This is a genomic window from Streptomyces sp. NBC_00273, from assembly GCF_036178145.1.
Classification (GTDB): domain Bacteria; phylum Actinomycetota; class Actinomycetes; order Streptomycetales; family Streptomycetaceae; genus Streptomyces.
The window spans coordinates 3,462,889-3,479,759 of record NZ_CP108067.1; the positions used below are offsets into that span (position 1 = coordinate 3,462,889).

Consider the following 16,871-nt stretch of genomic DNA (forward strand, 5'->3'; position numbering starts at 1 on the left):
CGCGGTCCGGCGGGATCGGCTCGCCGCGGGGCGTGCGTCAGGCGCCGATGAGCTTGGCGAACTTCTCTTCGTACGCCGTCTCTTCCTCGCTGGTGAGGGAGCGGAAGGCGTGGGCCTTGGCGGCCATCGCCTTGTCCGGGACGATCAAGGGGTTGTCCGCGAGCGCGGGGTCGATCTTGGCCAGCTCGTCCTTGACGCCCTCGACCGGGCAGACGTAGCTGATGTACGCGGCCAGCTGGGCGGCGATCTCGGGCTCGTAGTAGAAGTCGATGAGCTTCTCCGCGTTGGCCTTGTGCCGGGCCTTGGCGGGGACCAGCAGGTTGTCGCTGGAGGTGATGTATCCGGGGGCCGGGATGGCGTACTTGATGTCCGGGTTTCCGGCCTGGAGCTGGATGACGTCGCCGGCCCAGGCGAGGCAGGCGGCGAGGTCGCCCTTGTCGAGGTCGGAGGTGTAGTCGTTGCCGGTGAAGCGGCGTATCTGGTTCTTGTCCACGCCCTTCTGGAGCCGGCCGATGGCCTCGTCGAAGTCGGCGGTGGTGAAGGTCGCCGGGTCCTTGCCCTGGTCGAGCAGGGTCATGCCGACGCTGTCGCGCATCTCGGTGAGGAAGCCGACGCGGCCCTTGAGGGAGGGGTCGTCGAGCAGCTGGGTGACGGAGTCGACCTTCTTGCCGCCGGTCGCCTTCTCGTTGTAGGCGATGACGGTGTCGATGCCGGTCCAGGGATAGCTGTAGGACCGTCCCGGGTCCCAGTCGGGGGTGCGGAACTGCGGGATCAGGTTGGCGTAGGCGTGCGGGAGGTGCGCGGGGTCCAGCTTCTGCGCCCAGCCGAGGCGGATGATGCGGGCGGCGAGCCAGTCGGTGACGACGATCAGGTCGCGGCCGGTGTCCTGGCCGGCCGCGAGCTGGGGGCGGATCTTGCCGAAGAACTCGACGTTGTCGTTGATGTCCTCGGTGTACTTGACCTTGATGCCGGTCCGCTTGGTGAACTCCTCCAGCGTGGGACGGCTCTTCTCGTCCTCGCTGGTGTCCATGTACTCGGTCCAGTTGGAGAAGTTGATCTCCTTCTCCTGGGCCGAGTGGTCGTCGGAGGCCGCTGCCGCGTCGCCCTCGCGTTTGGCGGGCGGAATCCCGCACGCGGTGAGGGCGGACAGCCCTCCGAGGGTGAGCGCTCCGACTCCGGAGGCGCGCAGCAGCGAGCGGCGGGTGAGGGCCCCGCGCCCGCTGGTGAGGCTGCGCCGCATCGCGGCGAGTTGCGCCGCCGAGAGGCGGTCGGGCTCGAACTGCTCCATGCGCTGTGCCCTTTCGGGAGGTGTACCGCTGGTCAGGCGGTGGGCCCACGCGGCGTCGGCCGCGGATGGTTACGGACGGTCCCCGAAGATCGTGCGGTGCCAGTCCTTCTCGGCTACCGCGGTGTTGTCGTACATCACGTGCTTGACCTGCGTGTACTCCTCGAAGGAGTAGGTCGACATGTCCTTTCCGAAGCCGCTGGCCTTGTAGCCCCCGTGGGGCATCTCGCTGATGATCGGAATGTGGTCGTTGACCCAGACGCAGCCCGCCTTGATCTCGCGGGTGGCCCGGTTCGCCCGGTAGAGGTCACGGCTCCAGGCGGAGGCCGCGAGTCCGTACGGGGTGTCGTTGGCCAGCGCGAGACCCTCGTCGTCGGTGTCGAAGGGCAGGACGACGAGGACCGGGCCGAAGATCTCGGACTGGACCACCTCGCTGTCCTGGGCGGCGCCGGCGATGAGGGTGGGCCGGTAGTACGCGCCTTCGGCGAGGTCTCCGGCCGGGATCTCGCCGCCGGTGACGACGGTGGCGTAGGCGCGGGCGCGCTCGACGAAGGCGGCGACCCGGTCGCGCTGGGCGTGCGAGACCAGCGGGCCCAGGTCGGTGGTGGGCGCGAAGGGGTCGCCGAGGCGGACGCTCTCCATCAGCTCGGCCACCCGGGCGACGAAGGCGTCGTGCAGGGGGCGCTGGACGTAGGCACGGGTGGCGGCCGTGCAGTCCTGGCCGGTGTTGATGAGGGAGGCGGCGACGGCGCCGTGCGCGGCGGCCTCCAGGTCGGCGTCGTCGAAGACGAGGAAGGGGGCCTTGCCGCCGAGCTCCAGGTGGAGCCGCTTGACGGTGGCGGTGGCGATCTCGGCGACCCGCTTGCCGACGGCGGTGGAGCCGGTGAAGGAGGTCATCACCACGTCGGGGTGGCCCACCAGGTGCTCTCCGGCCTCGCGGCCGGCACCGGTGACGATGTTGATCACGCCGTCGGGCAGGCCCGCGTCCTTGGCCGCCTGCGCGAACATCAGGGAGGTCAGCGGGGTGAGCTCGGCGGGCTTGAGGACGATGGTGTTGCCCGCGGCGATCGCCGGAAGGATCTTCCAGGCAGCCATCTGGAGGGGATAGTTCCAGGGCGCGATCGAGCCGACGACCCCGATGGCCTCACGGCGTACGTACGAGGTGTGGTCGCCCGAGTACTCGGCGGCCGCCTGCCCCTGGAGGTGGCGGGCGGCGCCCGCGAAGAAGGCGGTGTTGTCGATGGTCCCCGGTACGTCGAACTCCGTGGACAGCTTGATCGGCTTGCCGCACTGGAGGGACTCGGCGTACGCGAAGTCCTCCGCCTGCTCGGCCAGTACGGCCGCCAGCCGGTGCAGGGCGTCCGAACGCTCGCCGGGGGTGGCGCCGGACCAGCCCGGGAAGGCCCTCTTGGCGGCGGCGACGGCCTCGTCGACGTCCGCGGTGCTCGCGAGCTCGTAGGTCAGGACCTCGTCGCCGGTCGCCGGATCGACCACGGTGTGTGACTGTCCGGAGGTGCCGGACCTCAGTCGCCCGTCGATGTACTGCGCGCCGTCCGCGAAGCGGTCTTTGACCTGGAAGCGGTTGCCCATAACGCTCTCACGCTCTCCGTAGCTACAGTTCGAGCTACAGCTCGAATTGAGTGCCGATCCTGGCAGAGGTGATGCCCTCGGCCAAGTGATTCCGTTGTTGCCTTTTGATTACGCGACGGAATCGGTCGACCATGTGTCGAGGCACACCGAAAATCCCGTACGAAGTGTCAGTGGCGACTGTCAGACTCGCGTGCATGGAGATGATGGACGAACTGATCAAGCAGGTCAGCCGCGGTGAACGGGTGAAGTACCTGCCGTTCTGGGGGCACCGGCCACAGCCGGACGGCAGGCTCGGTCCGAGCTGCCTGAGCCAGTGGTGGCCCGCTTCCTTCACTGTCGGTGACGTCCGTTATGCGACTGCGGAGCACTGGATGATGGCCGGCAAGGCCCGGCTGTTCGGAGACCCCGGGGCGGAGCGCGCCGCGGTGGAGGCCAAGAGCCCGGCCGAGGCGAAGAAGATCGGTCGGCTCGTGCGCGGCTTCGACAACGCGATATGGGAGCGGGAGCGGTTCGCCCTGGTCGTGGAGGGCAGCGTGCACAAGTTCGACTCCGACCCGGCGCTGCGCGGGTACCTGCTGGGCACCGGGAACCGGGTGCTGGTGGAGGCGAGCCCGATGGACCGGATCTGGGGCATCGGGCTGGCGGCCGACGACGAGCGAGCCCTGGACCCGGCGCGCTGGCGCGGACTGAACCTGCTGGGCTTCGCCCTCATGGAGGCCCGCGACCGGCTGCGCGAAGCGGGCGGGTGACGCGCAGCGGCGCGGGTCCCGGGTAAATGCGTGGCGGCGGCCCGGACGGGCCGCCTAACGTGATCAGCGTCCAGGTGTGAAGGCGAGACCTACTTCGGCTGCCGCGGGTTCGAGTCCCGTCGCCGGCTTCGGGCCGGTGTAGCTCAGTTGGTAGAGCACCTCATGGTTTCGTCGACTTCGATCTCTGGACACCTACGTCACGCACCTCCCGGTGCGCAGGCTGCGGCTCCTTCTTTTGCAAAGAAACCCAGGCCGCCGCCACCTTGATCTCGGGAGGCCGGCGTGGGGGATGCCCGGTGCGCAGGCGACGGTTACTTCTGGGGACCCGGAGGTCGTGGGTTCGAATCCCACCCGGCTCGTCACCCGCAAGGGAACGGGCCGGTGGAGCAGCCAGGCAGCTCGTCGGGCATAAAGTCCGCCGCCGACTCCCGATCTCGGGCATCCCTCACGCAACGCCTCCCCCGCTTCCATCGAATTCGGGGGGATTCTCATGGCTCGCTTCAACCAGCGCGCGCCCAAGTCGGCGCCCGCCCCGCCCACTTCGCCGGTGCGCTCCACCGGCCCCGCCCGCACCGCTCAGGGCGGCCCGGGCCACCTGCGCGACCCGCGCTCCGAACTGTTCCTGCTGGCCGTCGCCAACTTCGTCACGCAGCAGACCGCCTACGAAGGCGGCGAGGCGCGCGACGACCGGTTCGCGGCGCTCGTGCGCACCCTCGCCGTCGAGGATCCCGCCTGGACGGCCGGCCTGCTGGGCTGGCTCCGCGGGGACGCGAACATGCGGACCGCCTCCCTCGTCGGCGCCGCCGAATACGTGAAGGCCCGGCTCGACGCGGGCGCCACCGACGGGCCTTCGAACCGTCAGGTGGTCGACTCCGTGCTGCGGCGCGCGGACGAGCCCGGTGAGCTGCTGGCCTATTGGACGGCGACGTACGGGCGCAACGTGCCCAAGCCCGTCAAGCGCGGCATCGCCGACGCCGTACGCCGGCTCTACTCCGGCACCTCGCTGCTGAAGTACGACACCGACTCCAAGGCCTTCCGCTTCGGCGACGTCCTCAACCTCGTGCACGCCTCTCCCGACCCGGCCAAGCCCTGGCAGGGCGAGCTGTTCCGCTACGCCCTCGACCGCAGGCACAACCCGGAGGGCGCCGAGGTCCCGGCGGGCAACCGGACCCTCGCGGCCCACCGGGCGCTGATGGAGCTGCCGGTGCAGGAGCGTCGGGCGCAGATCACCGCCCCGGACGGGGCGGAGCGGCTCGCGGCGGCGGGCATGACCTGGGAGTCGCTGGCCGGTTGGCTGCAGGGGCCGATGGACGCGGCCGCCTGGGAGGCGGTCATCCCGTCCATGGGTGCGATGGCGCTCCTGCGCAACCTGCGCAACTTCGACCGGGCCGGGGTCTCGGACGCGGTGGCCGCACGGGTCGCGGCGAGGATCTCCGACCCGGAGGTCGTCGCCCGGTCCCGGCAGTTCCCCTTCCGCTACCTGGCCGCCTATCAGCACGCGCCCTCGCTGCGCTGGTCGTACCCGCTGGAGCAGGCGCTCGGCCACTCGCTGGCCAACGTACCTGCGCTGCCGGGCCGGACCCTGGTCCTCGTCGACCGGTCCGGGTCGATGTGGTCGCCGCTGTCGGACCGATCCGAGCTCAACCGGGCGGACGCCGCGGCCATTTTCGGAACGGCGCTGGCGCTGCGGGCCGAGCGGGCCGACCTGGTGCAGTTCGGTACGACCAGCGAGGCGGTCCCGTGCCGCCGCGGCGAGTCCGTGCTGAAGGTGCTGGAGCGGTTCGGGCAGCTCGGCGGGACCTACACGGCCAAGGCGGTGAAGAAGTACTACGACGGCCACGACCGGGTGTTGATCGTCACCGACGAGCAGGTCGCCGCGTGGGGCCACGGCGGCGATCCGACCGCCGAGGTGCCGCCCGCGGTTCCGGTCTACACCTGGAACCTGGCCGGCTACCGGGTGGGGCACGCGCCCTCCGGCACCGCGAACCGGCACACCTTCGGCGGGCTCACCGACGGGGCCTTCCGGATGGTGTCCCTGATCGAGGCCGGCCGCGACGCCGACTGGCCGTGGGCCTCCTGAGGCGGCCCGGTCAGACCTTCTCGCGCACCTGGGAGTTGTCGTAGGGGCTGTCGTAGGGCGAGTGGTCGACGGACCCCCGCTCCATGAAACCGGCGAATATGAGCGCGATCATCACGGCACCCAGCAGGACGCCGATCGAGCCCAGGATGATGCCGGCGAGCGCCATCCCGCCGTTGTCCGCCTCGCCCCGGCTCGCCTTGCCGCGGCCCAGCGCGCCGAAGACGATCGCGGCCGCCCCGAGCACGACCGCGAAGAAGCTGGTGATGCAGCCGACGACCGCGAGGATCCCGAGGACGAGCGCGGTGATGCCGAAGCCGTTGCTGCGCTGCACCCCGTAGGGCGGGTACCCGCCCTGGCCCGGGTATCCCTGGTACCCGGGGTATCCCGGGTGACCGGCCTGCGCGGGGTATCCGGCGTCGCCGGGGTACCCGTAGCCGGGCTGGGCCGGATACCCGTACGCAGCGGACGCGGGCGGCCCGGTCATCGGGGGCGGGGTCGGCGTCGGTATCGGAGCCGGGATCGGAGTCGGAGTCGGCGCGGACGGGGTGAACTGGTCGCCCGGCATCCCCGCGAGCGTCGGCTGGTCGTGCACGGACGGCGGGCCCGACACGCCCGGCGTCCCCGGCCCGCCCTGCGACTTGCCCAGCTCCACCGCCGGCCGCTCAAGCGGCGCCCACGGGTCTCGCGGCTCGGGACTGCTGTTGGTCATACGGCGCCCCCCTCTCGTACAGCCATGCTAAGCGCTGCCACCGACAGTCACGGGCGTGCCTACGATGAATCCCGACCTGCCCGCACCCGCGTCCTCCCGGAGGCACCCCCATGACCGACCTGCACCCCTTCATCGCGGGACTGCCCAAGGCCGAACTCCACGTCCACCACGTAGGCTCGGCATCCCCGCGCATCGTGGCCGAGCTCGCCTCCCGGCACCCCGACTCGAAGGTCCCCACCGACCCCGAGGCCCTCGCCGACTACTTCACCTTCACCGACTTCGCGCACTTCATCGAGGTCTACCTGTCGGTGGTCGACCTGGTCCGCACCCCGGACGACGTGCGCACCCTCACCTTCGAAGTCGCCCGCGACATGGCCCGGCAGAACATCCGCTACGCCGAACTGACCATCACCCCGTACTCCTCCACCCGCCGCGGCATCGACGAGAAGGCCTTCATGGAGGCCATCGAGGACGCCCGCCGGGCCGCCGAGACCGAACTCGGCGTCATCCTGCGCTGGTGCTTCGACATCCCCGGCGAGGCCGGCCTGGAGGCCGCCGCCGAGACCGCCCGGCTCGCCGTCGACCACCGCCCCGAGGGCCTGGTCTCCTTCGGCCTCGGCGGCCCCGAGATCGGCGTCCCGCGCCCGCAGTTCAAGCCGTACTTCGACGCCGCCCGCGCCGTCGGTCTGCGCAGCGTCCCGCACGCCGGCGAGACCACCGGCCCGGAGACGATCTGGGACGCCATCCGCGAGCTCGGCGCCGAGCGCATCGGCCACGGCACCAGCGCCACCCAGGACCCGGAACTGCTGGCGTACCTCGCCGAGCACCGGATCGCGCTGGAGGTCTGCCCGACCTCCAACATCGCGACCCGCGCGGTGACCGACCTCGACCGGCACCCCGTCAAGGAGATGGTCGCGGCGGGCGTGCTCGTCACCATCAACAGCGACGACCCGCCGATGTTCGGCTCCGACCTGAACAACGAGTACGCGGTGGCCGCCCGCCTCCTCGACCTCGACGAGCGCGGGCTCGCGCAGCTCGCCAAGAACGCCGTCGAGGCCTCCTTCCTGGACCCGGCCGGCAAGGCGAAGCTGAACGCGGAGATCGACACGTACACCGCCGAATGGCTCGCGCGCTGACGCGTTCCGGGCAACTGCGCCCCTGAGAATGGGGACATGAGCACTCTGACTGCCGTCGGCCACCGCGGCGATCCCTACCGTGTCCGTGAGAACACCCTGGCCTCGCTCCGCTCCGCCTTCGCGCGCGGGGCGGACGCCGTCGAGATCGACGTACGGCTGACCCGGGACGGAGTGCCGGTCCTCCTCCACGACGCGACGCTCCAGCGGCTGTGGGGCCACGACCTACGCCTCGACGAGGTCACGGCCCCACAGCTGAAGGGACTGACGCTGGGCGGCGTTCCCACGCTGCGCGACGCCCTGACGGCCGCCGGGTCGGGCCGGCTGATGCTCGACCTGCCCGGCGCCACGCCCGAGGCGGTGCGGATCGTCGTGGGCGAGGTCCGCGAGTGCGGGGCGCGCGAGCGGACGTACTACTGCGCGGGCCCGAACACGATGCTGGCGGTCCGCGCCGCCGATCCGGGCGCGGAGATCGCGCTGACCTGGACCTCGCTGTCGCCGCCGCGGCGGGCGCTGATCGATGCCGTGGCGCCGCGCTGGCTCAACTACCGCTTCGGGCTGGTGAGCCGGGAGCTGGTGGACGCGCTCCACCGGGACGGCCTGCTGGTGTCGGCCTGGACCGCGGACACCAAACGGACGATGAAGGGCCTCGTCGCGGCGGGGGTCGACTCGATCACCACGAACCGGCTGGACGCGCTGACGGCGGTGCGGACCGGGCTCGGGCGGTGATACGGGCCTTCCGGGAGGGCATCCGCGGCGCCGATCCGCGGTGGCAGGACCTGGGCCTGACCCTGCTGGTGCAGCTGGCCGTCACGATGCCGTTCGTCGTGCCCAGGTCGCCCGATCTCCCTCCCGTGACCTGGCTCTCGTACGCGATGACCACGGCCGGCGTGCTGCCCCTGATCTGGCGCCGCCGGGCACCCGTGGCGGTACTGGCGGCGGTCCTGGCCGTCGGGGGGATCTACAAGGTCGCCGTCGACGGGCCGGGGCAGCCGCTGCCGTACGCGGGCCTCATCGCCTTCTACACGGTCGCCCTGCAGTGCGCCCTGCGGGTGCGCGTGGCCGTGGGGCTGGCCGCCTTGGTGGTCGTGGCCGCGTCAGTGGGCTGGGAGACGGGGACGGCGCGGGAACTGCTGTTCACGCTGTTCGTCTCGGCGGCGGCCTACGCCCTGGGGCGGCTCCAGCACGCGCGGCAGGCCTACACCGAGGCCGTTCTGGCCCGCGCCGCCGAGCTGGAGCGGGCCAACCGGATCGAGGCGGAGCAGGCTGCCGCACGCGAACGGGCCAGGATCGCGCGGGAGATGCACGACATCCTCTCGCACGCGGTCAGCATCATGATCGTGCAGGCGGAGGCCGGACCGGTGGCCGTGCGCAGGGCCCCGGAGCGGGCCGAGGCGGCCTTCGAGGCGATCGCGGAGACGGGGCGGGACGCAATGGCGCAGCTGCGCGCGATGCTGGGTGTGCTGCGCACCGACGAAGCCGCGCCCCGGAGCCCACAGCCGGGGATCTCCGGCCTGACGGAGCTGGTGGACCGGGTACGGGCCAGCGGACTGCGGGTGGGGTACGAACGGACCGGCGCGGTGCGCGAGCTGCCGGCCGCATTGCAGGCGACCGTGTACCGGGTGGTGCAGGAAGCCCTGACCAACGTGGTCAAGCACGCCGGGGCATCGGCGGCGGACGTCACGCTCGCGTACGGACCGGGAACGCTCACGGTGACGGTCACGGACGACGGCCGGGGACCCGGTGGCGCCTCGGGCGGGCACGGGCTGATCGGCATCCGCGAGCGGGCGGCGGCCCACGGCGGAACTGCCGAGTCCGGACCGGGCCCGGACGGGGCCGGGTACTCGGTGCGGGTGTCCCTTGTAACCTCGCCGCTGGAGGTGGGGAATTGACGATCCGTGTGGTGGTGGCCGATGACCAGGAGCTGGTGCGCAGCGGCTTCGCGATGATCCTGGACGTCCAGGAGGACATCGAGGTCGTGGCGGAGGTGGGGGACGGCGCGGCGGCGGTGGAGGCGGTGGCCCGGCTCGCGCCGGACGTGGCGCTGCTGGACATCCGGATGCCGGTGCTGGACGGGATCGAGGCCTGCCGGGCGATTTCGACCGGGAGCGCGTGCCGCACGGTGATGCTCACGACCTTCGATTCGGACGAGTACGTGTACGAGGCGCTGCACGCGGGGGCGAGCGGGTTCCTGCTGAAGGACGTGCGGCGGGACGACCTGGTGCACGCGGTGCGGGTGGTGGCGGCGGGCGAGTCGCTGCTGGCGCCGTCGGTGGCGCGGCGGCTGATCGAGGAGTACACGACGGCGACGGTGCGGCCCGCCCTTCCGGCGGACCGGCTGGAGGTGCTGACGGCGCGGGAACGGGAGACGCTGCTGCACCTGGGGCGGGGCCTGTCCAACGCGGAGATCGCGGCGTCGCTGGTGGTGAGCGAGCACACCGTGAAGTCGCACGTGGGGAACGTGCTGGCGAAGCTGGGGCTGCGGGACCGGATCCAGGCGGTGATCTGCGCGTACGAGACGGGCCTGATCGCGGCGGGTACTCCCTCTGGGGAGTGAGGGGACGGCGTGTCGCCTCCCCCGCGCCGGGTAGTTGTCGTACCGGTGAAGACCCCTCTGGATGGTGATCCGCAACTACCCCTCTGACCTGGAGCATTGAGGTCATCGGGGCAGACCGCGCCGATGACCTCACAGGGGGAGCACACCACCATGAACACACGTACGCGCACGCTGATCGCAGCCGCCCTGGTCCTGGGGATCGCATCCGGTCCGGCCGTCGCGCACGCCGCTTCGGTTCCCGCGCCGGCGGGGAGCGCGGCGGGCGTCTCGGCGCCCCTCGTCCCGTCCCCGCCGAATGCGGCGGCACTGGAGCGGGCGATTGCCGGTCTCGGGGCGGAACACAAGGACGCGACCGCCGCGCTGGTCCGCGTCGGGGGTACGAGCGGCAGCTGGCGGGGCAGTTCCGGGGTCGCGGACATCGTCACCGGGCGGGCGGTCGTCGAGCAGGGGAGGTTCCGGGCGGGGTCGGTGACCAAGACCTTCACCGCGGCGGTGGTCCTCCAGCTGGCGGCCGAGGGCCGGGTGGACCTCGACCGGCCGGTCCGGCGGTACCTGCCCGGGACCGTTCCCGATGCCTACGGCGCGGTCACCGTCCGGCAGTTGCTCGACCACACGAGCGGCATACCGGCGGCGGACGGACCGGGCGACTCGTTCCAGGCGCAGTGGGAGCACCGCTTCGATGTGACCGACCCGCACGACCAGCTGGTCAATGCCCTCGCGAAGAAGCCGGAGTTCACTCCGGGCTCGGCCCAGCACTACCTGAACATCAATTACACCTTGCTGGGCGTGCTCGTCGAGAAGGTGACGGGCACCTCGTACGAGGAGGCGGTCGGCCGGCGGATCCTGAGGCCGCTCGGTCTGCATCAGACCTCGTTCCCGTCCCGGACGCAGACGAGGATCTACGGTCCGCACAACCGTGGGTACCAGGCGATAGCCGGGGCGGACGGCTCCCGGGAGCTGCGGGACGTGACCGAGTGGAACTCCTCGGACCGTTGGGCGGCCGGGGACATCATCTCGACCACGGCCGATCTGGAGCGGTTCACCAAGGCCCTGTTCAGCGGGCGGGTCGTGCCGGCGGCCCAGCTGGAGGAGATGTTCACGGTGCCGGCGGTGAAGACCTTCGGCACCGGGGAGGCCGCCACGATGACTGCGGGAATGTCCAGGATCGCCCTGCCGGACGGCACGGTGCTGTGGGGCAAGTCCGGGGGCCGGCACGGGTACAACACCGGCATGGGCGCGACCCGGGACCTGTCCCGCACCTTGGTCTACTCGGTCAACTCCACGAACGCCAAGGGCGAGGACATGAACCCGGTGGTCTTGGGCGTCGTGATGGCGGCCTTCGCCAAGTAGGCATCAGGCGGGCGTCGCCTCAAGTCGCTTGATCATGCGGCGGAGCACCAGCAAGGGGATCACCCCGAAGACTCCGAACGACATGTCGATGACGCTCCACCAGATGGGGATGCCCCGGATCGGTGCGCATATCAGGGCCAGCGGAATCACTCCGGCGCAGGCGATCATGCCGGCTTCGACGATCCAGATGTTGCGGACCGGGTCGCGGTGGACCCCGTAGAAGAAGACGGCGATGACGAGGTGGGCGAAGGCGAGCCAGTCGGTGCCGTAGAGGAGGAAGGGGTATTCGGCGTCGGCCCGCTCCAGCCCGTCGCCCACACGTCGCAGCCACTCGTTGTCGATCAGCGCGTTGGCCCAACGGAGCTCGCTGACCAGGGGGAAGGCCGTCAGGCCGCTGAGCACCAGGCAGATCAGGAACAGGGTCAACCAGGCACGGATTCGCCGCTCAAGGGCGCTTCTCTCGCTCATGGAAGGAAGCCTACGCCTGTTTCTGAACACGTTCAGCCAATTCGCTGAACGCGTTCAACACCCGCCGCCGGGTGCGCGGTCAGAGGCCGACGATCGCGTTCCAGCGCTTGGCGAGGGACCGGCGTTCGGCCGAGGAGATGTCCCGGGCCACGACCAGCCTCTTGCGCATGTCGTCGTCCGGGAAGATCAGCGGGTTCTCGGCCAGTTCAGCGGTCTCCTGGTCGTCGGAGGCGGCCAGGACTTCCCGGGCGGCCGGGACGGGGCAGACGTAGTTGACGGAGGCGGCGAGCGAGGCGGCCACCTCGGGCGCGTAGTAGTAGTCGATGAGGGCCTCGGCATTCGCCTTGTGCCGGGCCAGGTTGGGGACGAGCAGGCTCTCGGCCCAGAGTTCGGCTCCCTCTTCCGGGACGACGAACTCGATGTCCGGGTTGTCGGCCTGGAGTTGGATGGCGTCCCCGGAGTAGGCCTGACAAGCGAGGACATCACCCTTGCTCAGATCGGAGGTGTAGTCGTTGCCCGTGAACCGGCGGATGTGCTTCTTCTTCACCATGCTCTCGACCTGGTCGCACATCCGGTGGAAGTCGGACTCGGTCCAGCGGGTGACGTCCACGCCATTGCCCTGCATGAGCAGCGCGAAGGACTCGTCCAGCCCGGAGAAGAGGGTGACCTTGCCCGCAAGGTCCGGCTGCCACAGGTCCTTGACCGACCTGATCTCCCGCCCCAGGGCCTTGCGGTTGTAGGCGATGCCGGTGATCCCCGACTGCCAGGGGACGGTGTGCAGCCGACCCTCGTCGAAGGCGGGGGAACGCAGCTGCGGGTCGAGGTGCCGGGCCACGTTGGGCTGGGCCGACCGGTCCAGCTTCTGGGCCCAGCCCAGGTGGACGAAGCGGGCGGCCATCCAGTCGCTGACCACGATCAGGTCGTGGCCGGTCTCCTGGCGGTTCATCAGGGCCGGGCTGACCTTGCCGAAGAACTCGTCGTTGTCGTTGATCTCCTCGGTGTACCGGACCTCGATGCCGGTCTGCTCCGAGAAGGCCTCCAGCGTCGGGCGGCGCTCCTCGTCCTCTTCATCGGTGTCGATGTACAGCGGCCAGTTGGAGAACACGACGCTGCGGTCCCGCTCCGAACGGTCCGGACCCTCGCGCCCTTCTTCGGGAACGTAGGCGGCGGGCACGCCGCAGCCGGCGAGGGCAGCCGTGAGGCCCGCGGCACCGAGGCCGTACAGCGCAGAACGGCGGGAGAAGGCGAGTTCGGGCATGGGCACAGCCTCGGCGAACGCGAGGGGGCGGGCAATAGACATGTTGTCTACTGCCCGCCCCGTCAACGCTGTGCTGTGATCGATGCGGCCGATCAGCCGTCGAGCGAGGTCATCACGTGCTTGATGCGCGTGTAGTCCTCGAAGCCGTAGGCGGAGAGGTCCTTGCCGTAGCCGGACTTCTTGAAGCCGCCGTGCGGCATCTCGGCGACGAGCGGGATGTGGGTGTTGATCCACACGCAGCCGAAGTCGAGGTTCTTGGACATCCGCATCGCGCGGCCGTGGTCCTTGGTCCACACGGAGGAGGCGAGGGCGAACTCGACGCCGTTCGCGTACTCCAGGGCCTGACCCTCGCTCGTGAAGGACTGGACGGTGATGACGGGGCCGAAGACCTCGTTCTGGATGATCTCGTCGTCCTGCTTGAGGCCGGAGACCACGGTCGGGGCATAGAAGTAGCCCTTCTCGCCGACCTGGTGGCCACCCGCCTCGACCTTGGCGTGGGCGGGGAGGCGCTCGATGAAGCCCGCGACCTGCTTGAGCTGGTTCGGGTTGTTCAGCGGGCCGTACAGCACGTCCTCGTCGTCCGGCTGGCCGGTCTTGGTGTCGGCGGCGGCCTTGGCGAGCGCGGCCACGAACTCGTCGTGGATCGACTCGTGCACGAGCACGCGGGTCGCAGCGGTACAGTCCTGGCCCGCGTTGAAGTAGCCGGCGACCGCGATGTCCTCGACGGCCTTGGCGATGTCGGCGTCCTCGAAGACCACGACCGGGGCCTTGCCACCGAGCTCCAGGTGGACGCGCTTGACGTCCTTGGAGGCGCTCTCGGCGACCTGCATGCCCGCGCGCACGGAGCCGGTGATGGAGGCCATCGCCGGGGTGGAGTGCTCGACCATCGTCTTGCCGGTCTCGCGGTCACCGCAGATGACGTTGAATACGCCCTTGGGCAGCACGGAGTCGATGATCTCCGCCATCAGGACGGTGGAGGCCGGGGTGGTGTCCGAGGGCTTGAGCACGACGGTGTTGCCCGCCGCGATGGCCGGGGCGAACTTCCACACGGCCATCATCATCGGGTAGTTCCACGGCGCTACCTGGGCGCAGACGCCGACCGGCTCACGGCGGATGATCGAGGTCATCCCCTCCATGTACTCACCGGCCGAGCGACCCTCCAGGAGCCGTGCGGCACCCGCGAAGAAGCGGATCTGGTCCACCATCGGGGGCAGCTCCTCGCTGGCCGTGAGGGCCAGCGGCTTGCCGGTGTTCTCCGACTCGGCGGCGACGAGCTCGTCCGCGCGCGCCTCGAAGGCGTCCGCGATCTTCAGCAGGGCCTTCTGGCGCTCCGCGGGCGTGGTGTCGCGCCAGCCCGGGAAGGCGGCCGCGGCAGCGGCCATGGCGGCGTCCACATCGGCCTGGCCCGAGAGCGGGGCGGTGGCGTACACCTCGCCGGTGGCCGGGTTGACCACCTCGGTGGTCCGCCCGTCGGCGGCGTCCTTGAACTCCCCGCCGATGTAGTTGCGCAGACGACGCAGTTCGGTGGTCACTACAGCCACACTCCTGATCACATGTCCAACGATTGAGACGAATACCAAGCCTAGCCTCTCGGCGGAGGCTTTCGACAGACCCAGACGCCACCAACTACGAAATCAGTGAGATCCGAGTCCTCAAACAACGAATTTCATCGATTCCGTCTTGCGGAACAGACGACCCTCGTGCACAGTGAGGTCGTGGTCAGTCGAAGCGCAGATTCCAGGAACAGACAACCGTCCCCTTCGGTCGATGCTGTGTCCCTGGCGATCATCGAGCAACTGCAGGAGGACGGTCGCCGTCCCTACGCCTCGATCGGCAAGGCCGTGGGCCTCTCCGAAGCCGCTGTGCGCCAGCGCGTGCAGAAGCTGCTCGACCAGGGCGTCATGCAGATCGTCGCCGTCACCGACCCGCTCACCGTGGGCCTGCGACGCCAGGCCATGGTCGGCATCAACGTCGAGGGCGACCTCGATCCGGTGGCCGACGCACTGACCGCCATGGCCGAGTGCGAGTACGTGGTCATGACCGCAGGTTCGTTCGACCTGATGGTGGAGATCGTCTGCGAGGACGACGACCACTTGCTCGAAACGATCAACAAGAAGATCCGCACGCTCCCCGGCGTGCGATCAACCGAAAGCTTCGTTTATCTGAAGCTGAAGAAGCAGACCTACATGTGGGGAACTCGATAGCCCGTGAGCCAGGACCTCTCCAAGACCGCATACGACCACCTGTGGATGCACTTCACCCGCATGTCGTCGTACGAGAACGCACCCGTCCCCACCATCGTGCGTGGTGAGGGCACCTACATCTTCGACGACAAGGGCAAGCGCTACCTCGACGGTCTTGCCGGACTGTTCGTGGTCAACGCAGGTCACGGCCGCAAGGAACTGGCCGAGGTCGCCTACAACCAGGCTCAGCAGCTCGCCTTCTTCCCGGTGTGGTCGTACGCCCACCCGAAGGCCGTGGAACTCGCCGAGCGCCTCGCGAACTACGCCCCGGGCGACCTGAACAAGGTCTTCTTCACCACCGGTGGCGGCGAGGCCGTCGAGACCGCCTGGAAGCTCGCCAAGCAGTTCTACAAGCTGCAGGGCAAGCACACGAAGTACAAGGTCATCTCGCGTGCGGTCGCCTACCACGGCACCCCGCAGGGCGCCCTGTCCATCACGGGCCTGCCGGCCCTGAAGGCTCCCTTCGAGCCGCTGGTGCCCGGCGCGCACAAGGTGCCGAACACCAACATCTACCGTGCCCCGATCTACGGCGACGACCCGGAGGCCTTCGGCCGCTGGTGCGCCGACCAGATCGAGCAGGAGATCCTCTTCGAGGGCGCCGACACCGTCGCGGCCGTCTTCCTGGAGCCGGTGCAGAACGCCGGTGGTTGCTTCCCGCCGCCGCCCGGGTACTTCCAGCGCGTCCGCGAGATCTGCGACGAGTACGACGTGCTGCTCGTCTCCGACGAGACGATCTGCGCGTTCGGCCGCCTCGGCACGATGTTCGCCTGCGACAAGTTCGGCTACGTGCCGGACATGATCACCTGCGCCAAGGGCATGACCTCGGGCTACTCCCCGATCGGTGCCTGCATCGTCTCGGACCGCATCGCGGAGCCGTTCTACAAGGGCGAGAACACCTTCCTGCACGGCTACACCTTCGGCGGACACCCGGTGTCCTCGGCGGTGGCGATCGCCAACCTCGACATCTTCGACAAGGAAGGCCTCAATCAGCACGTGCTGAACAACGAGGACGCCTTCCGCACCACGCTGGAGAAGCTGCACGACCTGCCGATCGTCGGCGACGTCCGCGGCAACGGCTACTTCTACGGCATCGAGCTCGTCAAGGACAAGGACACCAAGGAGTCCTTCACGGACGAGGAGACGGAGCGCGTGCTCTACGGCTTCCTCTCCAAGGCGCTCTTCGAGAACGGCCTGTACTGCCGGGCCGACGACCGCGGTGACCCGGTCATCCAGCTCGCGCCGCCGCTGATCGCCGACCAGGGCACCTTCGACGAGATCGAAGGAATCCTGCGCTCGGTGCTCACCGAGGCATGGACCAAGCTGTAACCGGGGCCTTAGGCCGACCGAGCCGCAGTAGTCCAACCACACGGCCCGGATCCTCCGTTCGAGTGAGAACGCGAGGGTCCGGGCCGTGTGCTGTCACCATCCAAGACGTTCATCTCTTTACAT

Annotated in this window: 15 protein-coding genes; 9 read left to right on the forward strand and 6 right to left on the reverse strand. The window is 69.7% G+C overall.

The genetic code is table 11. The features are described 5' to 3' along the window. Window positions 1-37 precede the first annotated feature (37 nt). Entirely contained in the window at window positions 38-1,288 is a 1,251-nt protein-coding gene (locus OG386_RS14420; RefSeq protein WP_328788513.1) for a polyamine ABC transporter substrate-binding protein, read from the reverse strand. Window positions 1,289-1,357: 69 nt separating this feature from the next. Next, entirely contained in the window at window positions 1,358-2,875 is a 1,518-nt protein-coding gene (locus tag OG386_RS14425) for a gamma-aminobutyraldehyde dehydrogenase (protein ID WP_327383004.1), read from the reverse strand. 194 nt (window positions 2,876-3,069) lie between these two features. Between OG386_RS14425 and OG386_RS14430 the strand changes: the two genes are divergently transcribed. Beyond that, window positions 3,070-3,624, forward strand: coding sequence for an NADAR family protein (locus OG386_RS14430; protein ID WP_328788514.1), 555 nt, complete (start codon window positions 3,070-3,072; stop codon window positions 3,622-3,624). A gap of 490 nt (window positions 3,625-4,114) precedes the next feature. Beyond that, window positions 4,115-5,704 carry a TROVE domain-containing protein gene (locus tag OG386_RS14435; protein WP_328788515.1) on the forward strand — a complete coding sequence of 530 codons (1,590 nt, stop codon included), beginning with the start codon at window positions 4,115-4,117 and terminating at the stop codon, window positions 5,702-5,704. 10 nt (window positions 5,705-5,714) lie between these two features. On the opposite strand, the gene OG386_RS14440 is transcribed toward OG386_RS14435, so the two are convergent. Further along, window positions 5,715-6,413 (reverse strand): DUF4190 domain-containing protein, encoded by a 699-nt coding sequence (locus OG386_RS14440; protein ID WP_328788516.1) that lies wholly within the window; start codon window positions 6,411-6,413, stop codon window positions 5,715-5,717. Between the two features lie 110 nt (window positions 6,414-6,523). Between OG386_RS14440 and OG386_RS14445 the strand changes: the two genes are divergently transcribed. The 5 genes from OG386_RS14445 to OG386_RS14465 all read left to right on the forward strand — a co-directional run bounded on the left by OG386_RS14445 (window position 6,524) and on the right by OG386_RS14465 (window position 11,453). Continuing rightward, window positions 6,524-7,549 (forward strand): adenosine deaminase, encoded by a 1,026-nt coding sequence (locus OG386_RS14445; protein ID WP_328788517.1) that lies wholly within the window; start codon window positions 6,524-6,526, stop codon window positions 7,547-7,549. 36 nt (window positions 7,550-7,585) lie between these two features. Next, window positions 7,586-8,275, forward strand: a complete 690-nt coding sequence (locus OG386_RS14450) for a glycerophosphodiester phosphodiesterase (RefSeq protein WP_328788518.1) — start codon at window positions 7,586-7,588, stop codon at window positions 8,273-8,275. After that, the gene (locus tag OG386_RS14455; RefSeq protein WP_443053170.1) at window positions 8,272-9,438 is read left to right on the forward strand and encodes a sensor histidine kinase; all 1,167 of its coding nucleotides are present in this window, start codon (window positions 8,272-8,274) and stop codon (window positions 9,436-9,438) included. The genes OG386_RS14450 and OG386_RS14455 overlap by 4 nt, the downstream gene beginning before the upstream one ends. Further along, window positions 9,435-10,103 (forward strand): response regulator transcription factor, encoded by a 669-nt coding sequence (locus OG386_RS14460; RefSeq protein WP_328788519.1) that lies wholly within the window; start codon window positions 9,435-9,437, stop codon window positions 10,101-10,103. The genes OG386_RS14455 and OG386_RS14460 overlap by 4 nt, the downstream gene beginning before the upstream one ends. Before the next feature lie 150 nt (window positions 10,104-10,253). After that, window positions 10,254-11,453, forward strand: a complete 1,200-nt coding sequence (locus OG386_RS14465; protein ID WP_328788520.1) for a serine hydrolase domain-containing protein — start codon at window positions 10,254-10,256, stop codon at window positions 11,451-11,453. Window positions 11,454-11,456: 3 nt separating this feature from the next. Here the strand turns inward: OG386_RS14465 and OG386_RS14470 are convergent, their stop codons facing one another. The 3 genes from OG386_RS14470 to OG386_RS14480 all read right to left on the reverse strand — a co-directional run bounded on the left by OG386_RS14470 (window position 11,457) and on the right by OG386_RS14480 (window position 14,711). Beyond that, the gene (locus tag OG386_RS14470) at window positions 11,457-11,921 is read right to left on the reverse strand and encodes a hypothetical protein (RefSeq protein WP_328788521.1); all 465 of its coding nucleotides are present in this window, start codon (window positions 11,919-11,921) and stop codon (window positions 11,457-11,459) included. 79 nt (window positions 11,922-12,000) lie between these two features. Further along, a complete protein-coding gene (locus OG386_RS14475) occupies window positions 12,001-13,221 on the reverse strand; it encodes a polyamine ABC transporter substrate-binding protein (protein ID WP_405788851.1) in 1,221 nt (406 codons plus the stop codon). Between the two features lie 50 nt (window positions 13,222-13,271). Beyond that, entirely contained in the window at window positions 13,272-14,711 is a 1,440-nt protein-coding gene (locus OG386_RS14480) for a gamma-aminobutyraldehyde dehydrogenase (RefSeq protein ID WP_328788522.1), read from the reverse strand. Window positions 14,712-14,879: 168 nt separating this feature from the next. Here OG386_RS14480 and OG386_RS14485 point away from each other — a divergent pair, with 168 nt between their 5' ends. Together OG386_RS14485 and OG386_RS14490 are read left to right on the forward strand one after the other, a co-directional pair. Then, the gene (locus tag OG386_RS14485; protein ID WP_007266859.1) at window positions 14,880-15,383 is read left to right on the forward strand and encodes an Lrp/AsnC family transcriptional regulator; all 504 of its coding nucleotides are present in this window, start codon (window positions 14,880-14,882) and stop codon (window positions 15,381-15,383) included. A 3-nt stretch (window positions 15,384-15,386) separates the two neighbouring features. Continuing rightward, window positions 15,387-16,748 carry an aspartate aminotransferase family protein gene (locus tag OG386_RS14490; protein WP_030008595.1) on the forward strand — a complete coding sequence of 454 codons (1,362 nt, stop codon included), beginning with the start codon at window positions 15,387-15,389 and terminating at the stop codon, window positions 16,746-16,748. The last annotated feature ends 123 nt before the right edge of the window (window positions 16,749-16,871 follow it).

What these genes read in the sequence shown, in the direction of transcription:
- OG386_RS14470 (WP_328788521.1), bottom strand. Translation starts at nt 11,921, where the DNA reads ATGAGCGAGAGAAGCGCCCTTGAGCGGCGAATCCGTGCCTGGTTGACC.
- OG386_RS14430 (WP_328788514.1), top strand. Translation starts at nt 3,070, where the DNA reads ATGGAGATGATGGACGAACTGATCAAGCAGGTCAGCCGCGGTGAACGG.
- OG386_RS14450 (WP_328788518.1), top strand. Translation starts at nt 7,586, where the DNA reads ATGAGCACTCTGACTGCCGTCGGCCACCGCGGCGATCCCTACCGTGTC.
- OG386_RS14425 (WP_327383004.1), bottom strand. Translation starts at nt 2,875, where the DNA reads ATGGGCAACCGCTTCCAGGTCAAAGACCGCTTCGCGGACGGCGCGCAG.
- OG386_RS14435 (WP_328788515.1), top strand. Translation starts at nt 4,115, where the DNA reads ATGGCTCGCTTCAACCAGCGCGCGCCCAAGTCGGCGCCCGCCCCGCCC.
- OG386_RS14440 (WP_328788516.1), bottom strand. Translation starts at nt 6,413, where the DNA reads ATGACCAACAGCAGTCCCGAGCCGCGAGACCCGTGGGCGCCGCTTGAG.
- OG386_RS14465 (WP_328788520.1), top strand. Translation starts at nt 10,254, where the DNA reads ATGAACACACGTACGCGCACGCTGATCGCAGCCGCCCTGGTCCTGGGG.
- OG386_RS14445 (WP_328788517.1), top strand. Translation starts at nt 6,524, where the DNA reads ATGACCGACCTGCACCCCTTCATCGCGGGACTGCCCAAGGCCGAACTC.
- OG386_RS14420 (WP_328788513.1), bottom strand. Translation starts at nt 1,288, where the DNA reads ATGGAGCAGTTCGAGCCCGACCGCCTCTCGGCGGCGCAACTCGCCGCG.
- OG386_RS14475 (WP_405788851.1), bottom strand. Translation starts at nt 13,221, where the DNA reads ATGTCTATTGCCCGCCCCCTCGCGTTCGCCGAGGCTGTGCCCATGCCC.